The following is a 23,911-nucleotide window of genomic DNA, read 5'->3' as shown; positions in this document are numbered from 1 at the left end:
TACCTTCTAGTTAAGCGCTGTATTAAGCGTAAAGTGGGTTTGTTTTTTCAGTGTCGATGTTGAACTTAGCAATCGCTTCAACGACGACTGACTTCTCAACATCACCACGTTTCGCTAGCTCAGTAAGAGCTGCAACAACTACGTAGCCCGCGTTAACTTCGAAGTGACGACGTAGGTTCTCACGGCTGTCAGAACGACCGTAACCATCAGTACCAAGTACTTTGTAAGACTCAGAAGGCATGAACGCACGAACTTGCTCAGAGTAGTTCTTCATGTAGTCAGTCGCTGCGATTGCTGGCTCAGTACCCATTACTTGTGCAATGTAAGGTACTTTTGCTTCTGCTTCTGGGTGAAGCATGTTGTAACGCTCTGCGTCTTGACCGTCACGAGTTAGCTCGTTGAACGATGTTACAGAGAACACGTCAGATGCGATGCCGTACTCTTCGCTTAGGATAGTCGCTGCTTTACGTACTTCGTTCATGATAGTACCAGAGCCCATTAGCTGAACTTTAGACTTGTCACCTGCGTAAGACTCAAGCTTGTAGATACCCTTACGGATGCCTTCTTCAGCGCCTTCTGGCATTGCTGGCATTGCGTAGTTTTCGTTCATTACCGTTAGGTAGTAGAACACGTTCTCTTGGTTCTCACCGTACATGCGACGGATACCGTCTTGCATGATTACTGCAACTTCGTAAGCGAATGTTGGGTCGTAAGAGATACAGTTAGGAACTGTATTTGCCATGATGTGCGAGTGACCATCTTCGTGCTGTAGACCTTCACCGTTTAGCGTTGTACGACCTGCAGTAGCACCTAGTAGGAAACCACGAGCTTGTTGGTCACCAGCCATCCACGCCATATCACCTACACGTTGGAAACCAAACATTGAGTAGTAGATGTAGAACGGGATCATTGGTAGATCGTTCGTGCTGTATGACGTTGCTGCTGCAACCCATGAAGCCATTGAACCTAGTTCGTTGATACCTTCTTGTAGAACCTGACCTGAAGTTGCTTCTTTGTAGTAAGAAACGATGTCGCGATCTTGAGGTGTGTAGTTCTGACCGTGCGGGTTGTAAATACCGATCTGACGGAATAAACCTTCCATACCGAACGTACGAGCTTCGTCACAGATGATAGGAACGATGTTCTTACCAATGTTCTTGTTCTTAAGCAGGATGTTAAGGGTACGAACGTAAGCCATTGTTGTAGAGATATCACGCTTCTGCTCACTTAGTAGCGGAGCGAACTCTTCTAGCTCAGGTGTTTTGAATTCTTGAGTGAACTTAGGTAGACGCTGTGGCGTGTAACCTTTTAGTTCTTTACGACGAGCGTGTAGGTATTCGTACTCCGCTGTACCTTCTTCAAGTTTCAGGTATGGAAGTTCTTTCACTGCTTCGTCAGTTAGGATGTCTTGAAGACCTAGACGATCACGTAGGTGTAGTACGTGAGTCATATCCATCTTCTTAACTTGGTGCGCGATGTTCTTACCTTCAGCCGCTTCACCCATGCCGTAACCTTTAACAGTCTTCGCTAGGATTACTGTTGGACGACCTTTAGTTTCTGCTGCGTTTTTGTAAGCTGCGTACAGTTTAGAAGACTCGTGACCACCGCGCTTAAGTGCGAAGATTTCGTCATCAGTCATGTCTGCAACTAGTGCTGCAGTCTCTGGGTATTTACCAAAGAAGTGTTCACGTACGTAAGCACCGTCCTTAGATTTAAATGTTTGGTAGTCACCATCTACAGTTTCGTTCATCAACTGTAGAAGCTTGCCTGTTGTATCTTTAGCAAGTAGAGCATCCCAGTTGCTACCCCAGATAACTTTAACAACGTTCCAGCCAGCGCCTTTGAATAGACCTTCTAGCTCTTGGATGATGCTACCGTTACCCATTACAGGACCGTCTAGACGCTGTAGGTTACAGTTGATTAGGAATGTTAGGTTGTCTAGTTTCTCACGCGCAGCGAAAGAAAGTGAACCACGTGATTCTGGCTCATCCATTTCACCGTCACCTAGGAACGCGTATACACGCTGTGCAGACGTGTCTTTCAGACCACGACCGTCTAGGTACTTAAGGAAACGCGCTTGGTAGATCGCAGAAATTGGACCAAGACCCATAGATACTGTTGGGAACTGCCAGAACTCAGGCATCAATTTAGGGTGCGGGTATGATGGGATACCTTTACCGTCTACTTCTTGACGGAAGTTGTCTAGCTGCTCTTCAGTTAGACGACCTTCAACGAATGCACGAGCGTAGATGCCCGGAGAGATGTGACCTTGGTAGTAAACTAGATCGCCACCGTCCGTCTCGTTTGGAGCACGGAAGAAGTGGTTGAAACAAACTTCGTAGAACGCCGCTGCTGACTGGTAAGAAGCCATGTGACCACCTAGGTCTAGGTCTTTCTTAGAAGCACGCAATACGATCATGATTGCGTTCCAGCGAATAATCGAACGAATACGACGCTCAAGAGTTACGTCACCAGGGTAAGCTGGTTCTTGTGCTGCTGGAATAGTGTTGATGTAGTTTGTGTTGATGCCAGTTGGCATATCAACGCCGTCTAGACGTGCTTTTTCTAGAACGGTTTCTAGTAGAAACTGTGCACGTTCTACACCTTCTTCACGAACAACTGATTCAAGGGCTTGTAGCCAATCTTGAGTTTCCAGTGCATCTACGTCATGCTTCATGTCAGACATGGCGATCTATCCTTCTGTTGGTTGGATCTACTTATTTAAGTAAGCGGTTCTTGTATTAAGAATCGTTACCTTGCTGAATTCGACGCAGAGAACGCTCTCGTCGAGACTCTTCTCGAGTCAAATCCAACAATGTTTCTTCAATATAAGCTAAATGTGAGTGAGACATTTCACGTGCCTTTTCAGGCTGACCAGAAACAATCGCATCCACGATATTAGCTCTGTGTTTACTTACTTTATCGACCACTTCATCGCGGCGATGTAAGAGCTTTAGATTCTGTAGAACATTTTGCTCAAGCAAAGGCGCAAGGCTGCGAACAATATGAAGCAGGACGACATTGTGTGCCGCTTCAGTCAAAGCAATCAGAAACTGCATCACTGCAGCGGCTTCTGCCTCAACGTTATCGCCTTTTTGCTCTTCGCTAATTTGATTCAAACAAGCTTGAATGCGTGCAAAATCTTCATCGGTACCACGCAAAGCTGCAAAGTACGCTGAAATCCCCTCCATCGCATGGCGCGATTCAAGTAGGTCTAACTGCGTTTCTGAGTGAGTCGACAACAAGTTCAACAACGGATCTGAAAAGCTTTTCCAGATGTTTTCACTAACGAATGTGCCACCGCCTTGACGACGGGTAAGCAAACGCTTTGCTTCTAAGCGTTGAATGGCTTCACGGACAGATGGACGAGACACATCGAACTGCTTAGCGAGTTCGCGCTCTGGTGGCAACTGCTGCCCCGGAGACAATGTTCCTTCCACAATCAACCTTTCTAGCTCTTGTTCAATAACATCAGAGAGCTTTGGCTGACGAATCCTTTGATAAGCCATAATTTATTGTTCTTCTACTCTTGCAGGTAATTGGTAATACCAATTTTAAGATGGTGCAGAAATTAACATAATTAAAACGCCACTGTCCAGCCAAAAATTGACCTAAATCATAGAATGGACTTACAACCAACACTCTGATAACAATCGACTATTAAAACAGCAATAAAATTGGTCTTACCAATTACATAAACAAAACAGATGGGAGCTCTGCGTGCTAGTAATTTTGATCAACAAAAACAAAAAATGACAAAATTATCCGTACATTTTTTCACCAACTGCTGTTTTGAGCGTTCAAAATGTAGTTAACTTTTAACAAGCATTCATATTTCTCGTATCAAAAAAAGGCATACTTGAGTGTATGCCTTATTTATTTCTGTTTTTTGAATTTACACTTTCGCTACAAGTTAGCGTTGTATTTGTTGCCTGAACTTGACCCAGTCAAAGCTTAGACCAGGATCGGCTTTTCTCAAGGGAGCGATATACTGATGCCCCGTGATTCGGGGTAAGGTGATTTTGGGGTAAGAATGCATGACCGCATGAGCCAAAGCCGTAAGTGATTGATATTGCTCTTCTGTATAAGCCACAAACTCAGTGCCTTCTAACTCAATACCAATCGAATAGTCATTGCAACGTTCACGACCAGCAAAGCTAGATTGCCCTGCATGCCAAGCTCTATCTAAAAACGAAACAAACTGAACAATTTCGCCATTACGCTTTATTAAGCAATGTGCCGAAACACCCATTTTGTGAATTACTTCAAAAAATGGATGTGCTTTAGGATCGAGATTGCCAGTAAAAAAGTCCTCTATATATGAACCACCAAACTGCCCTGGCGGCAAACTGATGTTGTGAACCACCAGCAGAGAGATGTCATCTTTGTCTGAACGAGCATCAAAGAATGGCGATGGAACATGCTTTGCTTGCGTCAACCAACCATTCTCGATTTTTAGGCACATATCAACCTCTCTACTTTGCAAATTAACTGCTGAAATTATTGACACCGGAGAGTATCATTCGTTGCCATCTCCCTTTCAAGACAAGATTTGCGATGAAGAACACACACAACAGCCAAGAACGCCTAGTATACCTTAAGCAACAGCTTCCATTAGAAATCACTCGTGCCGTAGCCGATACCCTAAAAGAAGACCTAGGTGGCACATTGGATGCAGACAAAGACATCACCGCATCGCTTATCCCAGCAGACGCTATTAACGCAGCAACCATCATTACTCGTGAACACGGTGTATTTTGTGGTCAAGCATGGGCAGATGAAGTATTTAAACAACTGGGTGGCAAAGTCGCGATCGAATGGCATGTAAAAGATGGCGACAAGGTTGAACCAAACCAAACACTTTGCACACTGACTGGTCCTGCTCGTGATTTGCTCACTGGCGAGCGCAACGCAATGAACTTTATTCAAACCCTTTCAGGTTGCGCGACTATTACCGCTGAGTACGCAGAGAAAATTGCTCACACTGAGTGCCGTCTATTAGATACTCGTAAAACCATTCCGGGCTTACGTAGTGCGCTAAAATACGCAGTAGCCTGTGGCGGTGGTTTCAACCACCGTATCGGTGTATTCGATGCCTACCTTATTAAAGAAAACCACATCATTGCATGTGGCGGGATCACTCAAGCGATTACCACAGCAAAATCATTGAACCCAGGTAAACCAGTTGAAGTGGAAACGGAAAGCTTGGACGAGCTAAAAGAAGCGATTGAAGCAGGTGCAGATATCATCATGCTCGATAACTTCACCACCGATATGATGCGTGAAGCCGTCACTATCAATGCAGGACGCGCTGCGTTAGAAAACTCTGGCAACGTGACTCTAGAAACCATCGCTGAATACGCAGAAACAGGCGTTGATTACATCTCGGTGGGCGCTTTAACTAAGCACCTAAAAGCGATGGATCTTTCGATGCGCTTCAAGTAATCCAAACTAAATAAGCAAAAGTAATTCTCGTTAACTCATAGAGTTACTGCCATTAAACACCAATAAAGAGCCGCACGGCTCTTTATTTTTATCCGCATAAAAAATAACACCACTCGCAAAACCTTGCATGCAATATGCAACTTGAGTGTAAAGATTTTTATCTCAGTCGAGAGCTTCTCCCTTCCCAGTTTTCTCTTTTCCCTACTCTTTTTACTCTTCTGCCCCATGCATAAGCATTAACTAAATTTATCTTAAGGAAACAAGATGAAAACGAATAAACAGAAGAAGCAGCAGGGTTTTACTCTAATTGAATTGATGATTGTGGTTGCAATTATTGGTATTTTGGCTGCATTTGCAGTACCTGCATATCAAAACTACACCAAAAGCACACACGCTAGTGAAATGGCTAGTGCAACGGCTGCTTTCAAAACCGCCGTTGGTATTTGTCTATTGGACGGTCAAGCTGACTGTAAAAATGGAGTAGGCGGTGTTCCTGCACAGCAAGCATTCTCCAAAAATGCAACTGACAGCTTTACTGTTTCTTCAACCGTTGAGCAAGCAACAATTGGTACTGCGACAGGTGCAATCTTAGCTTCAGTTAGCGGTGCAAAAGGGGCACTGCCTTCCGATGCTCAAGTGGTGCTGACACCAACGATCTCTACGTCAGGGGTTACTTGGGCAATTACATGTTTAGGGACTGGCACAACTGGTGATTGGTGTCCTGAACGATAATGTTAACCAACCTCTCAACGGTTCTTCGTCAAGCGGGAATACTGACCTTTTCCCAAGAAGAATCGTTACTTGAGCAAGCAAAAGCTTCTGGCATTTCGATGCCGGAGGCTTTACTCAGTTCTGGCTTTTTCCAATCACATGAATTGACTGAGCACCTTAGCTCCATCTTTGGGCTTTCCTGCACATCACTCAGTCAGTATGAGTACTCGTCGCTGTGCCAAAAGCTTGGCTTACGCGATCTGATCACTCGACATAATGCCTTGCCACTCAATCGCACATCTTCGACATTAATACTCGCAGTTGCAGACCCAACTAACTTGCAAGCGGAAGATGACTTTCGTTTTGCTACCGGTTTACAAGTCGAGCTTGTTCTGGCGGACTTTAAAGAACTCACCGCAGCCATTCGTCGTTTATATGGTCGTGCACTCGGTCAAGAAAAGTCCGGTCTTAAAGAAATCAACCAAGATGAACTGGCAGGTCTCGTTGATATTGGTGAGGACGAAATTGAGAACATTGAAGATCTCAGCCAAGATGAATCGCCTGTTAGTCGTTATATTAACCAAATTCTGCTCGATGCCGTTCGTAAAGGGGCTTCTGATATTCACTTCGAGCCCTATGAAAACATGTATCGAGTGCGTTTGCGTTGCGATGGCATCTTGATCGAAATTCAACAGCCTCCGAGCCATTTAAGCCGTCGCCTCTCAGCCCGAATAAAGATCCTATCTAAGCTTGATATCGCTGAGCGCCGTTTACCACAGGATGGTCGCATCAAGCTCAAATTAAACCAAGACACCGCGATTGACATGCGAGTCTCCACGCTGCCAACTCTGTTTGGGGAGAAAATCGTACTGCGTTTGCTCGACAGCAGTTCTGCAGCATTAGATATCAATAAACTCGGATACAGCGATCATCAAAAGCAATTGTATTTAGAAGCACTGCGCCGCCCACAAGGCATGATCCTAATGACAGGACCAACGGGCAGCGGCAAAACGGTTTCTCTTTACACTGGCTTGAGCATTCTCAATAAAACCGAGATCAACATTTCCACCGCTGAAGACCCCGTTGAGATCAACTTACCCGGCATTAACCAAGTTCAAGTTCAACCTAAGATCGGCTTTGGCTTTGCAGAAGCGCTTCGCTCTTTCTTACGTCAAGATCCCGATGTGGTCATGGTGGGTGAGATCCGAGATCTCGACACGGCAGAAATCGCGATCAAAGCGTCACAAACCGGGCACTTAGTCCTTTCTACCCTGCATACCAACTCCGCCGCCGAGACGGTCATTCGCTTATCAAATATGGGGGTAGAAAGCTTTAACCTCGCATCCTCTCTTAGTTTGATCATTGCTCAGCGTTTAGCTCGAAAACTTTGTCCACATTGCAGACTACCTCAAGAACCAAACAGCCAACTTCAACATATTGGAATTACCAGCACTGAAGATATCTTCCAAGCGAACCCTGATGGTTGTAACGAATGCACCCAAGGATACTCTGGCCGCACTGGCATTTACGAAGTGATGAAGTTTGATGAATCCCTATCAAATGCGCTCATCAAAGGCGCTTCAGTGCATGAATTAGAAAAGCTAGCGATTGCCAATGGTATGCAGACTCTACAAATGTCCGGCATTGAAAAGCTCAAACAAGGCGTCACCAGCTTTAGTGAGCTGCAACGCGTTCTCTATTTTTAACTTCTCAGATTTTATTAGGCAGTTACTTACACTATGAAAACCATCGCTCCACAACTTAAGAACTACCGTTGGAAAGGCATTAATAGCTCGGGAAAAAAAACCTCTGGTAACGTGCTCGCAATGACAGAAGTCGAGGTAAGAGAGCGCCTTGATGCTCAGCACATCAAGATAAAAAAACTCAAAAAAGGCAGTATTTCTTTTATCACCAAGATAAGTCATCGAGTAAAAGGCAAAGACATTACGGTGTTTACTCGTCAAATCGCCACCATGTTGATGACTGGCGTCCCTATTGTTCAAGCACTCAAGTTAGTTTCAGAGAACCATAAAAAAGCTGAAATGAAGTCGATTCTAATGAGTGTGACGCGAGCGGTAGAAGCAGGGACACCGATGTCGAAAGCCATGCGTACCGCTAGCACGCACTTTGATCCACTTTACACCGACTTAATAGCAACAGGTGAGCAGTCCGGTAACTTATCCCAAGTCTTTGAGCGTCTGGCAACCTACCGAGAAAAAAGCGAGCAGTTGCGTGCAAAGGTTATTAAAGCGCTCATTTACCCGGCGATGGTGGTATTAGTAGCACTTGGGGTTTCTTATTTAATGCTGACAAAGGTTATTCCTGAGTTTGAAAAAATGTTTACAGGTTTTGGTGCCGAATTACCCGCCTTCACCCAGATGGTACTCAACCTTTCTGCTTGGACCCAAAATTGGGGTCCCTTCATTGGGCTGAGCTTTGTGAGCTTACTCATTTCTGGCAAAATCATGTCACAACGCTCCGACTCATTTCGTCTTTTGACTGCACGGTCGAGTATAAGAGTACCTATTTTAGGACCAGTTTTATCCAAAGCTGCCATTGCGAAGTTTAGCCGTACTTTGGCGACCAGTTTTAGCGCAGGTATTCCTATCCTAACCGCCTTGAAAACTACCTCAAAAACCTCTGGTAACATGCACTATCAATTGGCAATCGAAGAGGTATATCGAGATACTGCCGCTGGTATGCCAATGTACATTGCCATGCGTAACTGTAATGTCTTCCCAGAATTGGTATTGCAAATGGTCATGATTGGTGAAGAGTCAGGTCGCTTAGATGACATGCTCAACAAGATAGCCGCTATTTATGAGTTCGAAGTCGATAACACCGTCGACAACCTAAGTAAGATTTTGGAACCGTTGATCATTGTTTTTCTGGGTGTCGTTGTCGGTGGTTTGGTGACAGCAATGTACTTACCAATCTTTAACTTGATGAGCGTATTGGGATAGAATGATCCTTTAGCAAATTAATTCTATCAAAACAGCACCTTGCTCGTTTGATTTATCGCTCAAGAGACTGATATGGAAGTATTCCAGTACTACCCATGGCTATTCGTTGTATTTACCGCTATTTTTGGTTTGATCGTGGGTAGTTTCCTCAACGTAGTTATTTACCGTTTACCTAAGATCATGGAACTAGAATGGCGACGCGAGTGTGCTGAATCATTCCCTGAATACAAGATCGAGCCACCAAAAGAGACATTAACCTTAAGCGTGCCACGCTCATCTTGTCAGCAATGCGGTACACATATCCGCATTAGAGACAATATCCCTGTGATTAGTTGGCTATTACTAAAAGGTAAATGCCACAACTGCCAATCACCTATCAGTGCCCGTTACCCTCTTATCGAACTGCTTACCGCTTTTTGTTCGGGTTTTATCGCTTTTCATTTCGGTTTTAGCTACTTCACTGTGGCGCTGGTTTTCTTTACCTTTGTATTGATTGCTGCCACATTTATCGACCTTGATACCATGTTGCTGCCAGACCAACTCACACTGCCATTGATGTGGGCGGGTATTGCTCTTGCTCTTGCCGGTATCAGCCCTGTGAGTCTTCAAGATTCTATTATTGGAGCAATGGCAGGCTACTTATGTCTTTGGAGTGTTTATTGGTTATTCAAACTCCTCACAGGCAAAGAGGGAATGGGCTATGGTGACTTTAAACTCCTTGCTGCATTAGGAGCTTGGCTGGGCTGGCAATCTCTGCCAATGATCATTTTACTTTCTTCGGTAGTAGGCGTCATTTTTGGTCTTATCCAGCTGCGCTTGCAAAAGCAAGGTATCGAAAAAGCCTTTCCTTTTGGTCCTTACCTTGCAATTGCAGGATGGGTGAGCCTAATTTGGGGCAATCAAATCCTCAACTGGTACTTTACGTCGATTCTAGGAGTGTAAATGGCTTTTGTTATTGGCCTAACCGGCGGTATTGCGAGCGGCAAAACCACCGTGGCAAACCTATTCAAACAACAGTTCAAAATAGACATCGTTGACGCTGATATTGTGGCTCGTGAAGTCGTAGAGCCAGGCACACCTGGACTTAATGCCATCATTGAGCACTTTGGCACTGATATTGTCCGAGATGATCAAACACTTGATAGAGCCAAATTGAGAGAAAAAATCTTCTCTAACCCAGAGGAGAAAGCATGGGTGAATGGGTTATTGCACCCAATGATTCGCGAAAAGATGATCGAAGACTTGGAGCAAGTCACATCAGACTACGCTCTTTTAGTTGTACCTTTATTGGTAGAAAACAAGCTCGATAGTTTGTGCGATCGTGTACTTGTTGTTGATGTCGAGCCACAAACCCAGATCTCAAGAACGGTGAAACGCGATAACGTGAGCGAAGAGCAAGCAAAAGCTATCTTGGCATCTCAAGCATCTCGTGAACAACGACTTGCTCTGGCTGATGATGTGGTTAAGAATAATCCAGATGACCCAGATCTTTTGCTTCAAATCACAGATTTACACGAAAAGTACCTAGCCATGTGTAAGAAAAATCTGCGAAAATAGGAATGAAACTCACCAAGGCTACTGTCGATGACCACGCACAAATTTGAACATCCGCTAAATGAAAAAACTCGCATTTATTTAAGAGTTGAGTCTTTGTTGCGTCAGGCTCACCTAGCCTCTGGTTTTGCTGACAATCATCAGTATCAACTGTTCTTCCGTGCACTCTTTGATATGATCGAGATCTTTGAGCAAATTCAATTAAAAAGCGAACTGGCAAAAGATCTTGAAAAGCAACGTTTAGCTTATCGCAATTGGCTTAATGTCGATGGTGTCGATCAGCAAGCCCTTAGCGAACTCTTAAAAGAGATCGACGTGGTCCATAGCCAACTGATGACTGCTGAGCGTTTTGGTCAGGCACTTAAAGAAGATCGCTTCTTAAGTTCAATTCGCCAACGCTTTAACTTACCTGGAGGGTCATGTTGTTTTGATCTTCCTGCGTTGCACTACTGGCTTCATTTACCTATTGAGCGTAAAAAACACGATGCAGAACAGTGGCAAGCGAGTTTAAAACCTTTGTCTGATGCCTTAGCACTCTGGCTCAAGCTGACTCGCGAAACAGGACATTTCAAAGCACAAATCGCTCGCACTGGATTCTTCCAAAGCGACGCGGACGAAGCCAACATCCTGCGTTTACACATTCCAATGGAATACGGTGTCTACCCGATGATCTCGGGTCATAAAAACCGTTTTGCCATCAAATTCATGGCTTTTGAAAGCGGTCAAGCTTGTACTCAAGACGTTGAGTTTGAACTCGCTGTTTGTAGCTAAGCGCAACTCGCACTACTATTGCCATAACACCTTTGAACACCGAATAAATAGGACGAATGACGATGTCTAAAATTACAGTCGTTCCATGCCCACAATGTGGTGCCGACGTAGAGTGGGGAGAGCAAAGTCCTCACCGCCCTTTCTGTAGCAAACAGTGCCAAATGATTGATTTTGGCGAATGGGCTGACGAAGAAAATACCATTCCTGGCGCACCAGATATGTCGGACAGTGATGGTTGGTCTGAAGACCAATACTAAGAAGCTAGAACTCAGAAACGAGAGCACCACGCTTCGAGAATAAAAAGAAGGGTTGATGTGAGAACATCGGCCCTTTTTGTTTTTTATTCGTCATCCTCAAGAGCGAGGGACGAGCGAGTTGGGGATCCCTTTTTTACTCTCTCGCAGGACAAATGCCGCTCACTAACCGAAGCGCTCCACTATATCAGAGCAAGTATTCCTGATTCTCGAAGCATAACGTCCTTTTTCGCGCATAAAAAAACGGAGCCCAAATGGGCTCCGTTTACTATGAGAACGCTAGTTATAGCATTACTTCTTAGCAAGTTTCTCTTTGATACGAGCAGACTTACCAGAACGCTCACGTAGGTAGTACAACTTGGCACGACGTACTGCACCACGGCGTTTAACTTCGATGCTATCAACGATTGGAGAGTGTGTTTGGAACGTACGCTCAACACCTTCACCGTTAGAGATCTTACGTACAGTGAAAGCAGAGTGAAGACCACGGTTACGGATTGCGATTACAACGCCTTCGAAAGCCTGTAGACGCTCACGGTCACCTTCTTTAACTTTAACCTGAACTACAACAGTGTCACCTGGTGCAAATTTAGGTAGGTCTGATTTCATTTGCTCTTCTTCAAGAGCCTTGATGATGTTACTCATTTTTTAAATTCCTAGAATAAACTGATACTAAATAAATTAGGTTACTTTGCACTATGTTCACTAATGAACTCAGCAAGTAATTGTTCCTGTTCGTCAGTCAGAGCTAGGTTTTCCAGGAGCTCTGGTCTTCTAAGCCAAGTTCGGCCCAGCGACTGTTTTAGTCGCCATTGACGAATGTCCTTGTGATTGCCTGACATCAGTACCGCTGGTACTTCTTTGTCATCCAATACTTCTGGACGCGTATAGTGAGGGCAATCTAACAAACCATTTGCAAAAGAATCTTCTTCTGCTGACGCGAAATCCCCTAGTACACCCGGAACAAACCGAGCGACAGAATCGATTAACGTCATGGCAGGTATCTCACCACCCGTCATCACAAAATCTCCAATCGACCATTCTTCGTCGACTTCAGATTGAATGATGCGCTCATCTACCCCTTCGTAACGACCACAAATCAGAAGTAAATTCTCATTCGTTGCCAGTTCTTCAACGCCTTTCTGGTCGAGCTTACGACCTTGAGGAGAAAGGTAAATGACTTTCGTCTTACCCGGTGAGGCTGCTTTCGCGGTATGAATGGCATCGCGCAAAGGCTGAACCATCATTAACATACCAGGACCACCACCGTAAGGTCGGTCATCGACAGTGCGATGTTTGTCATGAGTGAAATCACGAGGATTCCAAGTCTCAATCGACAAAAGACCTTTTTTAACCGCTTGACCTGTTACCCCAAAATCAGTAACAGAACGGAACATTTCAGGAAAAAGGCTAATAACGCCAACCCACATGTTTATCTCGCTCTGTAATTTTGGAGATTAGAATCCAGGATCCCAGTCAACTTCGATCCGTTGAGCTTCGCGATCAACTTTGATGATCACTTGCTCTTCAAGGAACGGGATTAATCGTTCCTTTTGCCCGAAAGCATCTTTTAGATTTGCTTTAACAACCAGAACATCGTTTGAGCCAGTTTCTAGAATGTCAGATACGACACCGAGATCGTAACCTTTAGTAGTTACTACTTGCATCCCAAACAATTCACGCCAGTAGAACTCATCTTCTGACAATTCAGGTAGTACCGCAGGGTCAATAGCAATCTCAAAGTTCGTCAGTAAGTGTGCGTCTTCACGAACTTCCAGACCTTCAAGCTTAGCCACCATACCTTTGTTATGGCGCTTCCAGCTTTCTACTTTGAACTCAACCCACGTACCCTTTTGGTTAATAAACCAAGGGCTGTAATCGAAAATGCTTTCAGCATTGTCTGTGTAGGAAAAAACTTTAAGCCAACCACGAATGCCGTAAGTAGCACCAAACTTGCCTACAACAATCTTTTCGTTGCTCATTGTTTCTTTACCTTTCATCGACATAAACTAGTTTCTACTTCTAAAGTAAAAATTAAGCCGCTTTTTGAGCGTCTTTAACTAGCTTAGCAACGCGGTCAGATAGAGACGCGCCTTGACCAACCCAGTGGTTAACGCGGTCTAGGTCTAGACGTAGACCTTCTTCTTGACCTTGTGCAGTTGGGTTAAAGAAACCAACTTTCTCGATGAAACGGCCAGTTGCAGCGTTGCGGCTGTCCGCTACTACGATTTGATAAAATGGACGCTTCTTAGCGCCGTGACGTGCCAAACGAATGGTTACCATGTCGTCCTCTTTGCTTTCTCAAAAATAAAATTAACCCCAACAATCATCCAAAAAACTGAATAATCTGGGGTCTCGTGCCAAAATAAAGCTCCGGAATTTTACTCTTATCCCGGAGCAATGCAAGGGGTTTAGTTACTTTTTCACCAACATAAATTGAAATCCAAGTTTGTGACGTAGCTAACACCCTGAAACTAAAGTCTAGGCAATCGTTTAACGACCAAATGGGTTGAAGCCACCGCCTCCGCCCATGCCACCCATCATGCCTTGCATGTTACGCATCATGCCTTTCATGCCGCCCTTCTGCATTTTCTTCATCATCTTCTGCATTTGGGTGAACTGTTTCAGCAGACGGTTAACGTCTTGAACCTGAACACCAGAACCCGCAGCGATACGTTTCTTGCGCGACCCTTTGATGATTTCTGGGCGTTGACGTTCTTTCATTGTCATTGAGCTGATGATCGCTTCCATTTGCTTGAACATCTTGTCATCAACTTTGTCTTTCACGTCTGATGGTAACTGAGACATGCCTGGAAGCTTGTCTAGCATGCCCATCATGCCACCCATGTTTTGCATTTGACCCAGCTGTTCACGGAAGTCTTCAAGGTCGAAGCCTTTCTTCTCCTTGAACTTCTTCGCTAGCTTCTCTGCTTTGTCTTGGTCAACATTGCGTTGTAGGTCTTCAATCAGTGACAGTACATCACCCATGCCTAGAATACGCGATGCAACACGATCAGGGTGGAATGGTTCTAGTGCGTCGGTTTTCTCACCCACACCGAGGAATTTGATTGGCTTACCCGTAATGTGACGAACTGATAGCGCCGCACCACCACGTGCATCACCATCCACTTTAGTCAGAATCACACCAGTTAGTGGTAGTGCATCACCGAATGCTTTTGCTGTGTTCGCCGCATCTTGACCTGTCATTGCATCAACAACGAACAGTGTTTCAACCGGGTTAATCGCTGAGTGAAGATCTTTAATCTCACCCATCATTTCTTCATCGATAGCCAAACGACCAGCGGTATCGACAATTAATACGTCGTAGAATTTCTTCTTTGCGTGGTCAATTGCTGCATTAGCAATATCAAGTGGCTTTTGATCTGGTGAAGATGGGAAGAAATCGACACCGATGTCTGATGCTAGGGTTTCTAGCTGCTTGATCGCTGCAGGACGGTAAACGTCGGCAGACACAACCAAAACTTTCTTCTTATCACGCTCTTTTAGAAGCTTAGATAGCTTACCTACCGATGTAGTTTTACCCGCACCTTGTAGACCCGCCATCAAAAGCACTGCTGGCGGCTGCGCTGCTAGGTTCAGTGCTTCATTAGATTCACCCATTACCGCTTCAAGCTCAGCTTGAACGATCTTGATGAACTCTTGACCCGGCGTTAGGGATTTAGAAACTTCTACACCTACCGCTTTTTCTTTAACGCGGTTTACAAATTCACGTACAACAGGAAGCGCAACGTCCGCTTCCAATAGTGCCATGCGTACTTCACGTAGGGTTTCTTTAATGTTGTCTTCGGTCAGACGACCTTTACCACTGATATTCTTCAGCGTTTTGGATAATCGATCCGTTAAATTCTCAAACATCTTTGTCTCTTCGCTAAAATGGCGATTAATTAGTGTGAGTATACCTTAGCCAAGGTCACAGTCATACCCGAACACGGCTCTTATCCTTAACTTGAGGGCTAACTCGTTAATTTCAATATCTCATCTCTCGTGATTGATGAGGCATAGCCCATAGCCCCAAAGAGTAATGCAAGGTATAATTTTCACCATTGTGCACAATAACTCTTAAGATTCATGGATAGCTTAATTGCCATCGCAGCCGCCATTCTTTACGTTCTGGCAATTGCGACCATCATTCCCGGACTCTCTCAACAGTCAGGAATTAAAGCGAAAACCGTATTTGCCAGCGCGGCATGTGCGTTGGTTTTTCACGCTTGGATTCTGAGTGATCTGATTTTCGACGGTTCAGGGCAAAATCTCAGCATTCTTAATGTCGCCTCTCTTATCAGCTTTATTATCTCACTGGTGATGAGCGTTGCGATGTTGAAGAACCGCTTGTGGTTCCTTCTTCCTGTGGTTTATAGCTTTGCTGCCATCAATTTAACTGCTGCTACTTTCTTACCAAGCACTTTTATTAAGCATTTAGAGAACGACCCTAAGCTACTTATACACATTTCATTTGCGCTCTTTTCCTACGCAACTTTAACTATCGGTGCCCTATACGCACTGCAACTTGCGTGGCTCGACCACAAACTAAAAACCAAGAAGTCGTTAGCAATTAATCCGAATTTGCCACCTTTGATGATGGTAGAGCGTCAACTGTTCAAGATTATTTTGATTGGTAACTTGCTCCTAACGGGAACCTTGATTACTGGTTTTGTTTTTGTACAAGACATGTTTGCTCAAGGAAAAGCTCATAAAGGTATCCTTTCTTTCATCGCTTGGGTTGTGTACTCAATTCTACTTTGGGGGCATTACCAGAAAGGCTGGCGAGGCAAGAAAGTGACATGGTTCGCGGTAGCAGGGGCGACCTTGTTAACCTTAGCGTACTTCGGTAGTCGCTTTGTGAAAGAAATCATCTTAAGTTGATGTTCTCCATCTATAAAATGCAATTAATAAGGAGCCTAGGGCTCCTTATCCTTTATATTAAAGGGCAAATAAAATAGAGTAACCCTTATTGCATTGACTTAATGGCCAAGCTCGGTCATAAATTAACCAAACACATACAAGGAACAGCAGCGTTTTGGACGACATATCTACGGGTATCTTATTTGCGCTACTCGCGTGTCTTATCGTCATATCAGGTTACTTCTCCGGTTCAGAAACAGGGATGATGTCTTTGAACCGATACCGCTTAAAGCACTTAGCCAATAATGGGCATAAAGGGGCGAAGCGAGTCGAAAAACTACTAGACCGCCCAGATCGACTGATTGGTCTTATTCTTATCGGTAACAACCTCGTCAATATTCTCGCGTCTGCCATCGCAACCATTTTAGGTATGCGGTTATACGGAGACTTAGGGGTTGCGATTGCCACTGGCGCACTCACCATGGTTGTCCTTGTGTTTGCAGAAGTCACACCGAAGACCATCGCCTCGCTTTACCCTGAGCGCGTCTCTTACGCGAGCAGCATTCTCCTCACCATTCTAATGAAAATTCTGTCACCTCTGGTGAGGTTAGTGAACTTCATTACTAACGGTTTTATCCGTTTGATTGGTGTGAAAGCCGACCACACCACAGAAGATCATCTAAGCTCAGAAGAACTGCGCACCGTCGTTAACGAAGCAGGCGGTCTTATCCCTCGTCGTCACCAAGACATGCTGGTATCGATTCTGGATCTAGAACACGTCACCGTTAACGACATCATGGTGCCACGCAATGAGATCACAGGGATCGACATCAATGATGATTGGAAATCTATCGTCCGTCAGCTGACTCACTCTCCTCATGGTCGCATTGTGTTGTACCGTGATCAGATTGATGAAGTCGTTGGTATGCTGCGCCTACGTGAAGCATACCGATTAATGCTAGAGAAGAATGAATTCAACAAAGAAACACTACTGCGCGCTGCTGATGAGGTGTACTACATCCCAGAAGGTACGCCACTGAATGTGCAGATGTTGAAATTCCAGCGTAACAAGCAGCGTATCGGTTTGATTGTCGATGAGTATGGTGACATTAATGGTCTCGTCACTTTGGAAGATATCTTAGAAGAGATTGTTGGTGAATTTACGACTTCCATTGCACCAAGCTTGTCAGAAGAGATTACTCCTCAAGGTGACGGCAGCTTCCTGATTGAAGGTAGCGCCAACATTCGTGACATCAACAAAGGCTTGAAATGGAAACTACCAACCGATGGTCCACGCACTTTGAATGGTCTGATTCTAGAGCATTTAGAAGACATTCCTGAAAGCCACTTGAGTGTGCAAGTTGCCGGACATCCAATGGAAATTGTCGATATTGAAGAGAACCGCATCAAGCTGGTGAAGGTGTACCCAAAGCTCAAGAAGAGCAGTTAACTTCACCACTTTGAATATTCTAATCAACAAAAAAATAGCCTGACAGTGTCAGGCTATTTTTTTGTTTTCAGAGATCTAAACTCAACGCTAAGTTAGTCGATACGTAACTCTTTCAGCATAGATTCTGGCAGTGCCAAATCATCATTCTTATTGACTGCAACGCCCGCTTCTAGAATGTTTTTCGCGATTTGCTTTGCCTCATCTAAAGAGTGCATTGCAGCTGTACCACATTGGTATTCATTCAGCTCAGGGATCTTGTTTTGACTTTCTACTTTCAATACGTCTTCCATTGCTGCAACCCAAGCATCCGCCACTTGCTGCTCTGAAGGCGTACCAATCAAGCTCATGTAAAAACCGGTACGGCAACCCATTGGTGAGATATCGATGATCTCAACGCTATCACCGTTTAAGTGGTTGCGCATAAAGCCAGCGTACAAATGCTCTAAAGTGTGAATTCCCTTCTCAGAAAGGATGTCTTTGTTCGGTGCAGTAAAACGTAAGTCAAATACTGTGATGGTGTCTCCCTTTGGAGTTTGCATCGTTTTAGCCACACGAACTGCTGGCGCATGCATACGTGTGTGGTCTACGGTAAAACTGTCTAATAAAGGCATTACATCTCTCCTGATTGTAACCTCCAATACTTACACGTATTGGTCATTATTTCTGTTCATTTCCCCTCTGACTATTAGGGGGGAGACTAAAAGAACCAGCTGCTGTTGTCTTCTAATTCCTGACGACATTGCTTCAGCTGCCAGCCATAAGTCTTGGCGGTTTGCTCCACGCGTCTTGCAACTTTAACTAAGCTAGGTTTGCTTTTATAGGTCCCACGCTTATAGCCACCACGTCCTTCATGGTACGCAAGATACTGGTTGTAAGGGTCCCATAACGAAATGCCTAATTGACGACGAGTCTCATGGGTATACCAACCGACAAACATCATTGAATCGTCAAAATTGGTGCGTGAACCACCTTGTCCTGTCGCTTTTTGAAAATCTTCCCAAGCAGGGTCTTGAGCTTGAGCATAACCGTAAGCACTGCTGACACGTCCCCATGGAATAAAACCGAGAATGTAATCTTTTGGCGGTCGAGCATCATGACGAAAGCTACTTTCTTGCTTAATGATCGCCATGGCAACATTTATCGGTGTGCCCCACTCTTCTTCCATGTCTTTGGCATCTTCGTACCAACCGGATTTTTCTCGGAATATTTCACATAGGTTATCTTGTTGCTTTGGGGGCGCAGTTGCACAACCGGCTAACATCACGCTCCCAAGCACAGACACCACTAACGGCTTAATGTCCAATCCCTGCCCTTACTGCTGGTTATTGTTTTAAGTAAGCAAAGTAATCTTCTAGGAAATCATCGAACGATAGAGTATCGCTTTGCTCTGCTTGTTTTTGTTTCTCTACCGATGTTGCAACTTCCGTTTCCATTGCATCGGCTGAATATTGTTCATAGTTGTGTGCTAGGTTTTCTTCGCGGAATTTCATGCCAAGCGCACAACCCACTTTACCTAAACCACCATGCTCTTTTGTCAGCTCAAGCAACTGACCAGAAATGGTTAGCTCTGGCTCATCAATCCAAGACTCAAGTTTGTCACAAACTGCTTGGTACGCATTTCCACCAGCAACCGAGTCCATTTCAACCGCAATCTGACGAAGGTCAGCAAACACACGATGTGCCCAGTCTTGTAGAGACAGGCGCTCACCTTGGCAACCGATTTGTAGCATCAAACCTTTCTCACGACCAGACACAATGACCTTGTTCCAGTTGTCACGCCAGCATTCAAGCTCACAGTTGTCCATTGGGTCAGAATCTGAAAGTGCCGCCCAAGTAAGGAATAGATCAAGGAAGCGAACCTGCTCTTCACTCACACCAACGGCGCTGAACGGGTTCACGTCTAGCGAACGAACTTCAATGTACTCTACACCGCCACGTTTAAGCGCTTCAGAAGGTTTTTCACCACTCTTAGTTACACGTTTAGGACGAATTGGCGCGTACAGTTCGTTTTCAATTTGCAGAATGTTCGAGTTAAGTTGACGGTATTGACCATCCACTTTTACCCCAATCTGAGCAAACTCTTCCGATGGGTGACGAATTGCATCGTCTAGACCATCAAGATACTGCTCGATAGAGTTAAAGCCAATCTTAAGTACGCTTTGTGCGCTGTTGGTGTAACCGAGATCACTTAGGCGCAGCGACGTCGCTTTAGGCAAGTATAGAGTGCCGCCAACTTTCTCAAATGGTAGGTCAGTTTCACGACCTTGAATGAATGAACCACAAAGTGCTGGTGACGCCCCAAAGAAGTACGGAATCATCCAGCCAAAACGGTAGTAGTTACGAATCAGCGCAAAGTACGCAGCAGATTTCGTTTCTTGGCGTGCTTCTTCATCTTGTTCACCATGCAAAGCGTCCCAGAATGATTCAGGAAAAGAGAAGTTAAAATGCACGCCCGAGATAATTTGCATCAGGCTACCGTAGCGGCGTTTTAGACCTTCACGGTAAAGCGTTTTCATTTTAGCTGAGTTCGATGAGCCATATTGTGCCAGCTGAATATCATCCTCCGAGCCCACGTAACATGGCATTGAAAGTGGCCACATTTTCTCTTCACCCATTTTGGTTTGAGTGAAGTGATGGATATCTTTCAACTGCCCCATTAATTCAGGGATCTCGTGCGATACAGGAGTAATGAACTCCAGCAGAGATTCTGAAAAGTCGGTCGTAATCCATTTGTTTGTGAACGCTGAGCCCAAACCCTCGGGATGAGGTGTTGTTGCTAGGTGTCCATCCTGACGATAGCGCAAAGTTTCTCGCTCAACACCGCGTCCAAACTGCTTAAATACTTCTGGGTTTGATGCAACTTGTTTTAGTCGCGCAGCAAAATCAGTCAAAATGAGGTTCGCTTATATTGGGAGCAGGACACTCGCCAAGCGTGGCAAGTGAAAGCTAAGTTGTTGATATATAATCCATCTAGATAAATAACCCATCAAAAAGTCATTTATCTAGTTAGAAACGAATAGCGGAGAGTCTCCTCTCCGCTATTAAATGTGTACTCTATCGAATGATTTCAAGCTCTTCCACGTCTTTCCCTAACTTTTCTAGTTGAGGGCGAAGGGATTTCGCGTCCCCGACAACAACTATCTGGTAGTCATTCGGGTCGAACCATTTCTGTGCTAGAGCGTTGAGAGTCTGTTTTTCGACAGTCTCAACAATAGCGTTTCGTTGCTGTAAGTAGTCTTTGTCTAAGTTGTATTTCAAAATATCACTGATGAGTTTGCTTTTCTGTGTAGGCGTCTCATATTTCAGTGCATCTTTTTGACCGACTGCTTGGCGCATAAATTTCAATTCATCTTCAGTCATGCCCGATTGTGAGAACTCATTCAACTCATTCTCCATTTCTACAATAGAGGCAATGGTCGAGTCCGCACGCACTTGCGCTGTAAATACAACAGAACCCGTTTCTACATTTCCAGAGAAATAGCCATAGGCACCATAAGTGTAGCCTTTGTCTTCACGAAGGTTTTGGTTGATACGACTGTTAAAGTTACCGGCTAAGTTGAAGTTTGCTAACTGACCCAGATAGAAATCTCCCGTCGCATCATAAGGCATGCCTTGACGGACCATCATGACCACACTTTGCGGAGCTCCTGGCTTATCAACCAAATGAACTTTTTGTGGACCTAGCGGAGCAATGGCTTGAGGGGCATACAAAGGTGCCGCTTCATCTTCCCAATTTGCCCAAAACGACAATTGTTTCTCAACGTCAGCTTTGCTGATATCACCAACCGCAATAATTTGCGCACTTTGAGGTGTGTAGTGCTTCGCATAGAAATCACGCACGTCATCGAGAGTCAGAGCTTGGAGCCCCGCTTTGGTGCCATCTTTTGGACGAGCAAAAATAGAATCTCCGTACAATACTTGACGGCTAGCTTGCGACGCCATCCAACTAGGTTTTTGATGCTCATACACCAAGCCTTCTAACGCTTGCGTCTTAACTCGGTCAAAGTCTTCTTGCTTAAATGCCGGAGACAACAACATCTCTTCGACAATCTTAAGTGTTGGCGCTAGGTTTTTCTTCAGGGCGGAAACACTAATGTCTGTTGTGTAACCTGTCGCATCGACAGAAATAACACTACCCAACTTATCAAGTTCAGCTTGAATCTCTTCTACTGAACGTTTGGTTGTTCCTTCTTGCAGCATAGCGGCAGTCAGTTGAGCCAAACCTTCCTTACCAGCTTCAACGAAACGTGTTCCCGCAGGTAAACTAAACTGCATGGTGACGGTTGGTGTTTCACTGCTTACTGTACCCAGCAACTCAGAACCATTGTTGAAGTGGATGTCATACAACTTCGGCATGGTTGCCTCAACAGGCGCCCCCACAGGTGGTTGAATAGAACGGTCAAAGTTGTCAGTTGCTCGGCGGTAAGCCAATTGATCGTCTGAGATTTTTTCATACTTAGGAAGAGTGCGTTTTGGTGTCACGAATGTCGCTGGTTTCACAGCAAGCTCTGTTTTACCTTTTGGCACAACACTCAAGGTAACCTTGTTCTTACCTTGAATAAAATCACTGTATGCTTTTTCTACCGACTCAGGCGTTACAGCACGAAGTTGCTCAAGCTGTTCCTCAATCAAATCTGGCTTGCCGAAGAAAGTTTGATTCGACGCTAGCTGTGTCACTTTACCTTTCACACTTTCTAAAGCGAAAATCGCATCGGCTTCAGATTGACCTTTAAGTTGCTCCAAACGATCTTTCGTCACCCCGTCCTTCGCAAACTTACCCAACGATGTCATCAGCTCATCATATAGCTTGGTGAGGTCGCCTTTATCACCAGAATCACCCATCGCGTAGACGTAAAAATTACAAGAAAGCTCAGCACAGTCATGGAAAGAACCTGCATCTACTGCTTTTTGTGTTTTTACTAGGTCTTGGTAAAGCACGCTGTTAGTACCACTACCTAACACGCTTGATAGAGTATCAAGTGACGCTTGAGTGGCTTCGCCATTGTAGGTTGTCGGCCATGCCACCATAACCATTGGTTGCTGGATACGATCTTCTAAGGTGATGAATTTGCTTTCTGCTAGCTTTGCAGGCTGCTTAGGTGCATTTTCCACTTCAGGTCCGCGAGGGATTGAACCAAAGTACTTATTCACCCACGCTAATGTTTGCTCAACATCGATATCACCACCAATGGTTAGTACTGCGTTGTTTGGACCATACCAACGCAGGAAGAAGGCTTTCAGATCGTTCACATCAACGCGGTCAAGATCTTCAACGTAACCGATCGTTTGCCACGAGTATGGATGACCTTCTGGGTACAGCGCTTCTGCCATGCGTTCCCAAATCAAACCATAAGGACGGTTGTCATAACGCTGCGCGCGTTCGTTTTTAACTGTTGAGCGTTGAATTTCAAACTTATGCTGTGAGACGGCATCGAGCAAAAAGCCCATGCGGTCTGACTCAAGCCACAACATTTTTTCTAACTGATTAGCAGGAACAGTTTCAAAGTAGTTCGTGCGGTCACGGTTAGTCGTGCCGTTTAGTGTACCGCCAGCTTCTGTAATGATCTTAAAGTGCTCTTGGTCACCAACGTTCTCAGAACCTTGGAACATCATATGCTCGAAGAAGTGAGCAAAACCAGATTTGCCAATTTCTTCACGTGCCGAACCAACGTGATATGTGACATCAACGTGTACAAGTGGATCCGACGCTTCAGGTGCCAGAATGACCGTCAAACCATTGTCCAACTGATACTTCTGGTATGGAATTTTCACTTTGCCTTCTTCCGCTTTTGATGACTCTACGAAAGTAACTCCATCAGGCAATGATGATACAGGGGAGTTTGATGCACAGCCCGTGACCACTAATAGTGAACACGCGCTAACCCAAAACATTCTCATGC

The 23,911-nt window shown here is 44.8% G+C and carries 22 protein-coding genes; 10 read left to right on the top strand and 12 right to left on the bottom strand.

Annotated elements, in window-relative coordinates; translation table 11 throughout:
- Positions 1 to 22: 22 nt before the first annotated feature.
- From aceE to ampD, 3 genes are all read right to left on the bottom strand, one after another.
- Positions 23 to 2,686 carry a pyruvate dehydrogenase (acetyl-transferring), homodimeric type gene (aceE, locus tag ABMY42_RS05495; protein ID WP_005446262.1) on the bottom strand — a complete coding sequence of 888 codons (2,664 nt, stop codon included), beginning with the start codon at positions 2,684 to 2,686 and terminating at the stop codon, positions 23 to 25.
- Between the two features lie 55 nt (positions 2,687 to 2,741).
- The gene (pdhR, locus tag ABMY42_RS05490; protein WP_005446261.1) at positions 2,742 to 3,509 is read right to left on the bottom strand and encodes a pyruvate dehydrogenase complex transcriptional repressor PdhR; all 768 of its coding nucleotides are present in this window, start codon (positions 3,507 to 3,509) and stop codon (positions 2,742 to 2,744) included.
- A gap of 404 nt (positions 3,510 to 3,913) precedes the next feature.
- Positions 3,914 to 4,465: a 1,6-anhydro-N-acetylmuramyl-L-alanine amidase AmpD gene (ampD, locus tag ABMY42_RS05485; protein WP_017189135.1), complete on the bottom strand. Its 552-nt coding sequence runs from the start codon at positions 4,463 to 4,465 to the stop codon at positions 3,914 to 3,916.
- Positions 4,466 to 4,557: 92 nt separating this feature from the next.
- Here ampD and nadC point away from each other — a divergent pair, with 92 nt between their 5' ends.
- From nadC to yacG, 8 genes are all read left to right on the top strand, one after another.
- Positions 4,558 to 5,445: a carboxylating nicotinate-nucleotide diphosphorylase gene (gene nadC / locus ABMY42_RS05480; RefSeq protein WP_349266110.1), complete on the top strand. Its 888-nt coding sequence runs from the start codon at positions 4,558 to 4,560 to the stop codon at positions 5,443 to 5,445.
- Positions 5,446 to 5,709: 264 nt separating this feature from the next.
- Complete coding sequence (locus ABMY42_RS05475) at positions 5,710 to 6,177, top strand: prepilin-type N-terminal cleavage/methylation domain-containing protein (protein ID WP_050933475.1); 468 nt, start codon at positions 5,710 to 5,712, stop codon at positions 6,175 to 6,177.
- Positions 6,177 to 7,862, top strand: a complete 1,686-nt coding sequence (pilB, locus tag ABMY42_RS05470) for a type IV-A pilus assembly ATPase PilB (protein WP_017189132.1) — start codon at positions 6,177 to 6,179, stop codon at positions 7,860 to 7,862. Before ABMY42_RS05475 ends, pilB begins: the two co-directional genes overlap by 1 nt.
- A 33-nt stretch (positions 7,863 to 7,895) precedes the next feature.
- Entirely contained in the window at positions 7,896 to 9,119 is a 1,224-nt protein-coding gene (locus tag ABMY42_RS05465; protein WP_017817676.1) for a type II secretion system F family protein, read from the top strand.
- A gap of 72 nt (positions 9,120 to 9,191) precedes the next feature.
- Positions 9,192 to 10,061, top strand: coding sequence for an A24 family peptidase (locus tag ABMY42_RS05460; protein ID WP_005446255.1), 870 nt, complete (start codon positions 9,192 to 9,194; stop codon positions 10,059 to 10,061).
- The gene (gene coaE / locus ABMY42_RS05455; protein WP_017817675.1) at positions 10,062 to 10,676 is read left to right on the top strand and encodes a dephospho-CoA kinase; all 615 of its coding nucleotides are present in this window, start codon (positions 10,062 to 10,064) and stop codon (positions 10,674 to 10,676) included.
- Positions 10,677 to 10,703: 27 nt separating this feature from the next.
- The gene (zapD, locus tag ABMY42_RS05450; protein WP_005446251.1) at positions 10,704 to 11,444 is read left to right on the top strand and encodes a cell division protein ZapD; all 741 of its coding nucleotides are present in this window, start codon (positions 10,704 to 10,706) and stop codon (positions 11,442 to 11,444) included.
- Positions 11,445 to 11,500: 56 nt separating this feature from the next.
- Positions 11,501 to 11,701: a DNA gyrase inhibitor YacG gene (gene yacG, locus ABMY42_RS05445; protein WP_026000212.1), complete on the top strand. Its 201-nt coding sequence runs from the start codon at positions 11,501 to 11,503 to the stop codon at positions 11,699 to 11,701.
- Positions 11,702 to 11,989: 288 nt separating this feature from the next.
- Here the strand turns inward: yacG and rplS are convergent, their stop codons facing one another.
- The 5 genes from rplS to ffh all read right to left on the bottom strand — a co-directional run bounded on the left by rplS (position 11,990) and on the right by ffh (position 15,574).
- On the bottom strand, positions 11,990 to 12,343 hold the full coding sequence (rplS, locus tag ABMY42_RS05440) for a 50S ribosomal protein L19 (protein ID WP_005379971.1): 354 nt from the start codon (positions 12,341 to 12,343) through the stop codon (positions 11,990 to 11,992).
- A gap of 41 nt (positions 12,344 to 12,384) precedes the next feature.
- Entirely contained in the window at positions 12,385 to 13,128 is a 744-nt protein-coding gene (gene trmD, locus ABMY42_RS05435; RefSeq protein WP_349266109.1) for a tRNA (guanosine(37)-N1)-methyltransferase TrmD, read from the bottom strand.
- Positions 13,129 to 13,155: 27 nt separating this feature from the next.
- Positions 13,156 to 13,704: a ribosome maturation factor RimM gene (gene rimM, locus ABMY42_RS05430; protein WP_005446245.1), complete on the bottom strand. Its 549-nt coding sequence runs from the start codon at positions 13,702 to 13,704 to the stop codon at positions 13,156 to 13,158.
- Between the two features lie 28 nt (positions 13,705 to 13,732).
- Positions 13,733 to 13,981, bottom strand: a complete 249-nt coding sequence (rpsP, locus tag ABMY42_RS05425; RefSeq protein WP_004410028.1) for a 30S ribosomal protein S16 — start codon at positions 13,979 to 13,981, stop codon at positions 13,733 to 13,735.
- A gap of 210 nt (positions 13,982 to 14,191) precedes the next feature.
- A complete protein-coding gene (gene ffh / locus ABMY42_RS05420) occupies positions 14,192 to 15,574 on the bottom strand; it encodes a signal recognition particle protein (protein WP_005446242.1) in 1,383 nt (460 codons plus the stop codon).
- A gap of 213 nt (positions 15,575 to 15,787) precedes the next feature.
- Between ffh and ABMY42_RS05415 the strand changes: the two genes are divergently transcribed.
- Positions 15,788 to 16,582 carry an inner membrane protein YpjD gene (locus ABMY42_RS05415; protein ID WP_038897985.1) on the top strand — a complete coding sequence of 265 codons (795 nt, stop codon included), beginning with the start codon at positions 15,788 to 15,790 and terminating at the stop codon, positions 16,580 to 16,582.
- 154 nt (positions 16,583 to 16,736) lie between these two features.
- Entirely contained in the window at positions 16,737 to 18,011 is a 1,275-nt protein-coding gene (locus ABMY42_RS05410; protein ID WP_005446238.1) for a CNNM domain-containing protein, read from the top strand.
- Between the two features lie 92 nt (positions 18,012 to 18,103).
- On the opposite strand, the gene luxS is transcribed toward ABMY42_RS05410, so the two are convergent.
- From luxS to ABMY42_RS05390, 4 genes are all read right to left on the bottom strand, one after another.
- Positions 18,104 to 18,622: an S-ribosylhomocysteine lyase gene (luxS, locus tag ABMY42_RS05405; RefSeq protein WP_005448429.1), complete on the bottom strand. Its 519-nt coding sequence runs from the start codon at positions 18,620 to 18,622 to the stop codon at positions 18,104 to 18,106.
- Between the two features lie 86 nt (positions 18,623 to 18,708).
- Positions 18,709 to 19,314: a hypothetical protein gene (locus ABMY42_RS05400; protein WP_029790340.1), complete on the bottom strand. Its 606-nt coding sequence runs from the start codon at positions 19,312 to 19,314 to the stop codon at positions 18,709 to 18,711.
- A 19-nt stretch (positions 19,315 to 19,333) separates the two neighbouring features.
- On the bottom strand, positions 19,334 to 20,902 hold the full coding sequence (gene gshA / locus ABMY42_RS05395; protein WP_017817672.1) for a glutamate--cysteine ligase: 1,569 nt from the start codon (positions 20,900 to 20,902) through the stop codon (positions 19,334 to 19,336).
- A gap of 163 nt (positions 20,903 to 21,065) precedes the next feature.
- The gene (locus tag ABMY42_RS05390) at positions 21,066 to 23,909 is read right to left on the bottom strand and encodes a pitrilysin family protein (protein ID WP_349266108.1); all 2,844 of its coding nucleotides are present in this window, start codon (positions 23,907 to 23,909) and stop codon (positions 21,066 to 21,068) included.
- Positions 23,910 to 23,911: the final 2 nt, after the last annotated feature.

This window comes from Vibrio sp. SSH13-20, from assembly GCF_040104475.1.
GTDB classification, from domain to species: domain Bacteria; phylum Pseudomonadota; class Gammaproteobacteria; order Enterobacterales; family Vibrionaceae; genus Vibrio; species Vibrio harveyi.
This window is presented reverse-complemented; position numbering and strand designations above follow the sequence as displayed.

Bases quoted from the DNA above. Each gene is read 5' to 3' on its own strand.
- aceE (WP_005446262.1), bottom strand. From the start codon at position 2,686: ATGTCTGACATGAAGCATGACGTAGATGCACTGGAAACTCAAGATTGG.
- pdhR (WP_005446261.1), bottom strand. From the start codon at position 3,509: ATGGCTTATCAAAGGATTCGTCAGCCAAAGCTCTCTGATGTTATTGAA.
- ampD (WP_017189135.1), bottom strand. From the start codon at position 4,465: ATGTGCCTAAAAATCGAGAATGGTTGGTTGACGCAAGCAAAGCATGTT.
- nadC (WP_349266110.1), top strand. From the start codon at position 4,558: ATGAAGAACACACACAACAGCCAAGAACGCCTAGTATACCTTAAGCAA.
- ABMY42_RS05475 (WP_050933475.1), top strand. From the start codon at position 5,710: ATGAAAACGAATAAACAGAAGAAGCAGCAGGGTTTTACTCTAATTGAA.
- pilB (WP_017189132.1), top strand. From the start codon at position 6,177: ATGTTAACCAACCTCTCAACGGTTCTTCGTCAAGCGGGAATACTGACC.
- ABMY42_RS05465 (WP_017817676.1), top strand. From the start codon at position 7,896: ATGAAAACCATCGCTCCACAACTTAAGAACTACCGTTGGAAAGGCATT.
- ABMY42_RS05460 (WP_005446255.1), top strand. From the start codon at position 9,192: ATGGAAGTATTCCAGTACTACCCATGGCTATTCGTTGTATTTACCGCT.
- coaE (WP_017817675.1), top strand. From the start codon at position 10,062: ATGGCTTTTGTTATTGGCCTAACCGGCGGTATTGCGAGCGGCAAAACC.
- zapD (WP_005446251.1), top strand. From the start codon at position 10,704: ATGACCACGCACAAATTTGAACATCCGCTAAATGAAAAAACTCGCATT.
- yacG (WP_026000212.1), top strand. From the start codon at position 11,501: ATGACGATGTCTAAAATTACAGTCGTTCCATGCCCACAATGTGGTGCC.
- rplS (WP_005379971.1), bottom strand. From the start codon at position 12,343: ATGAGTAACATCATCAAGGCTCTTGAAGAAGAGCAAATGAAATCAGAC.
- trmD (WP_349266109.1), bottom strand. From the start codon at position 13,128: ATGTGGGTTGGCGTTATTAGCCTTTTTCCTGAAATGTTCCGTTCTGTT.
- rimM (WP_005446245.1), bottom strand. From the start codon at position 13,704: ATGTCGATGAAAGGTAAAGAAACAATGAGCAACGAAAAGATTGTTGTA.
- rpsP (WP_004410028.1), bottom strand. From the start codon at position 13,981: ATGGTAACCATTCGTTTGGCACGTCACGGCGCTAAGAAGCGTCCATTT.
- ffh (WP_005446242.1), bottom strand. From the start codon at position 15,574: ATGTTTGAGAATTTAACGGATCGATTATCCAAAACGCTGAAGAATATC.
- ABMY42_RS05415 (WP_038897985.1), top strand. From the start codon at position 15,788: ATGGATAGCTTAATTGCCATCGCAGCCGCCATTCTTTACGTTCTGGCA.
- luxS (WP_005448429.1), bottom strand. From the start codon at position 18,622: ATGCCTTTATTAGACAGTTTTACCGTAGACCACACACGTATGCATGCG.
- ABMY42_RS05390 (WP_349266108.1), bottom strand. From the start codon at position 23,909: ATGAGAATGTTTTGGGTTAGCGCGTGTTCACTATTAGTGGTCACGGGC.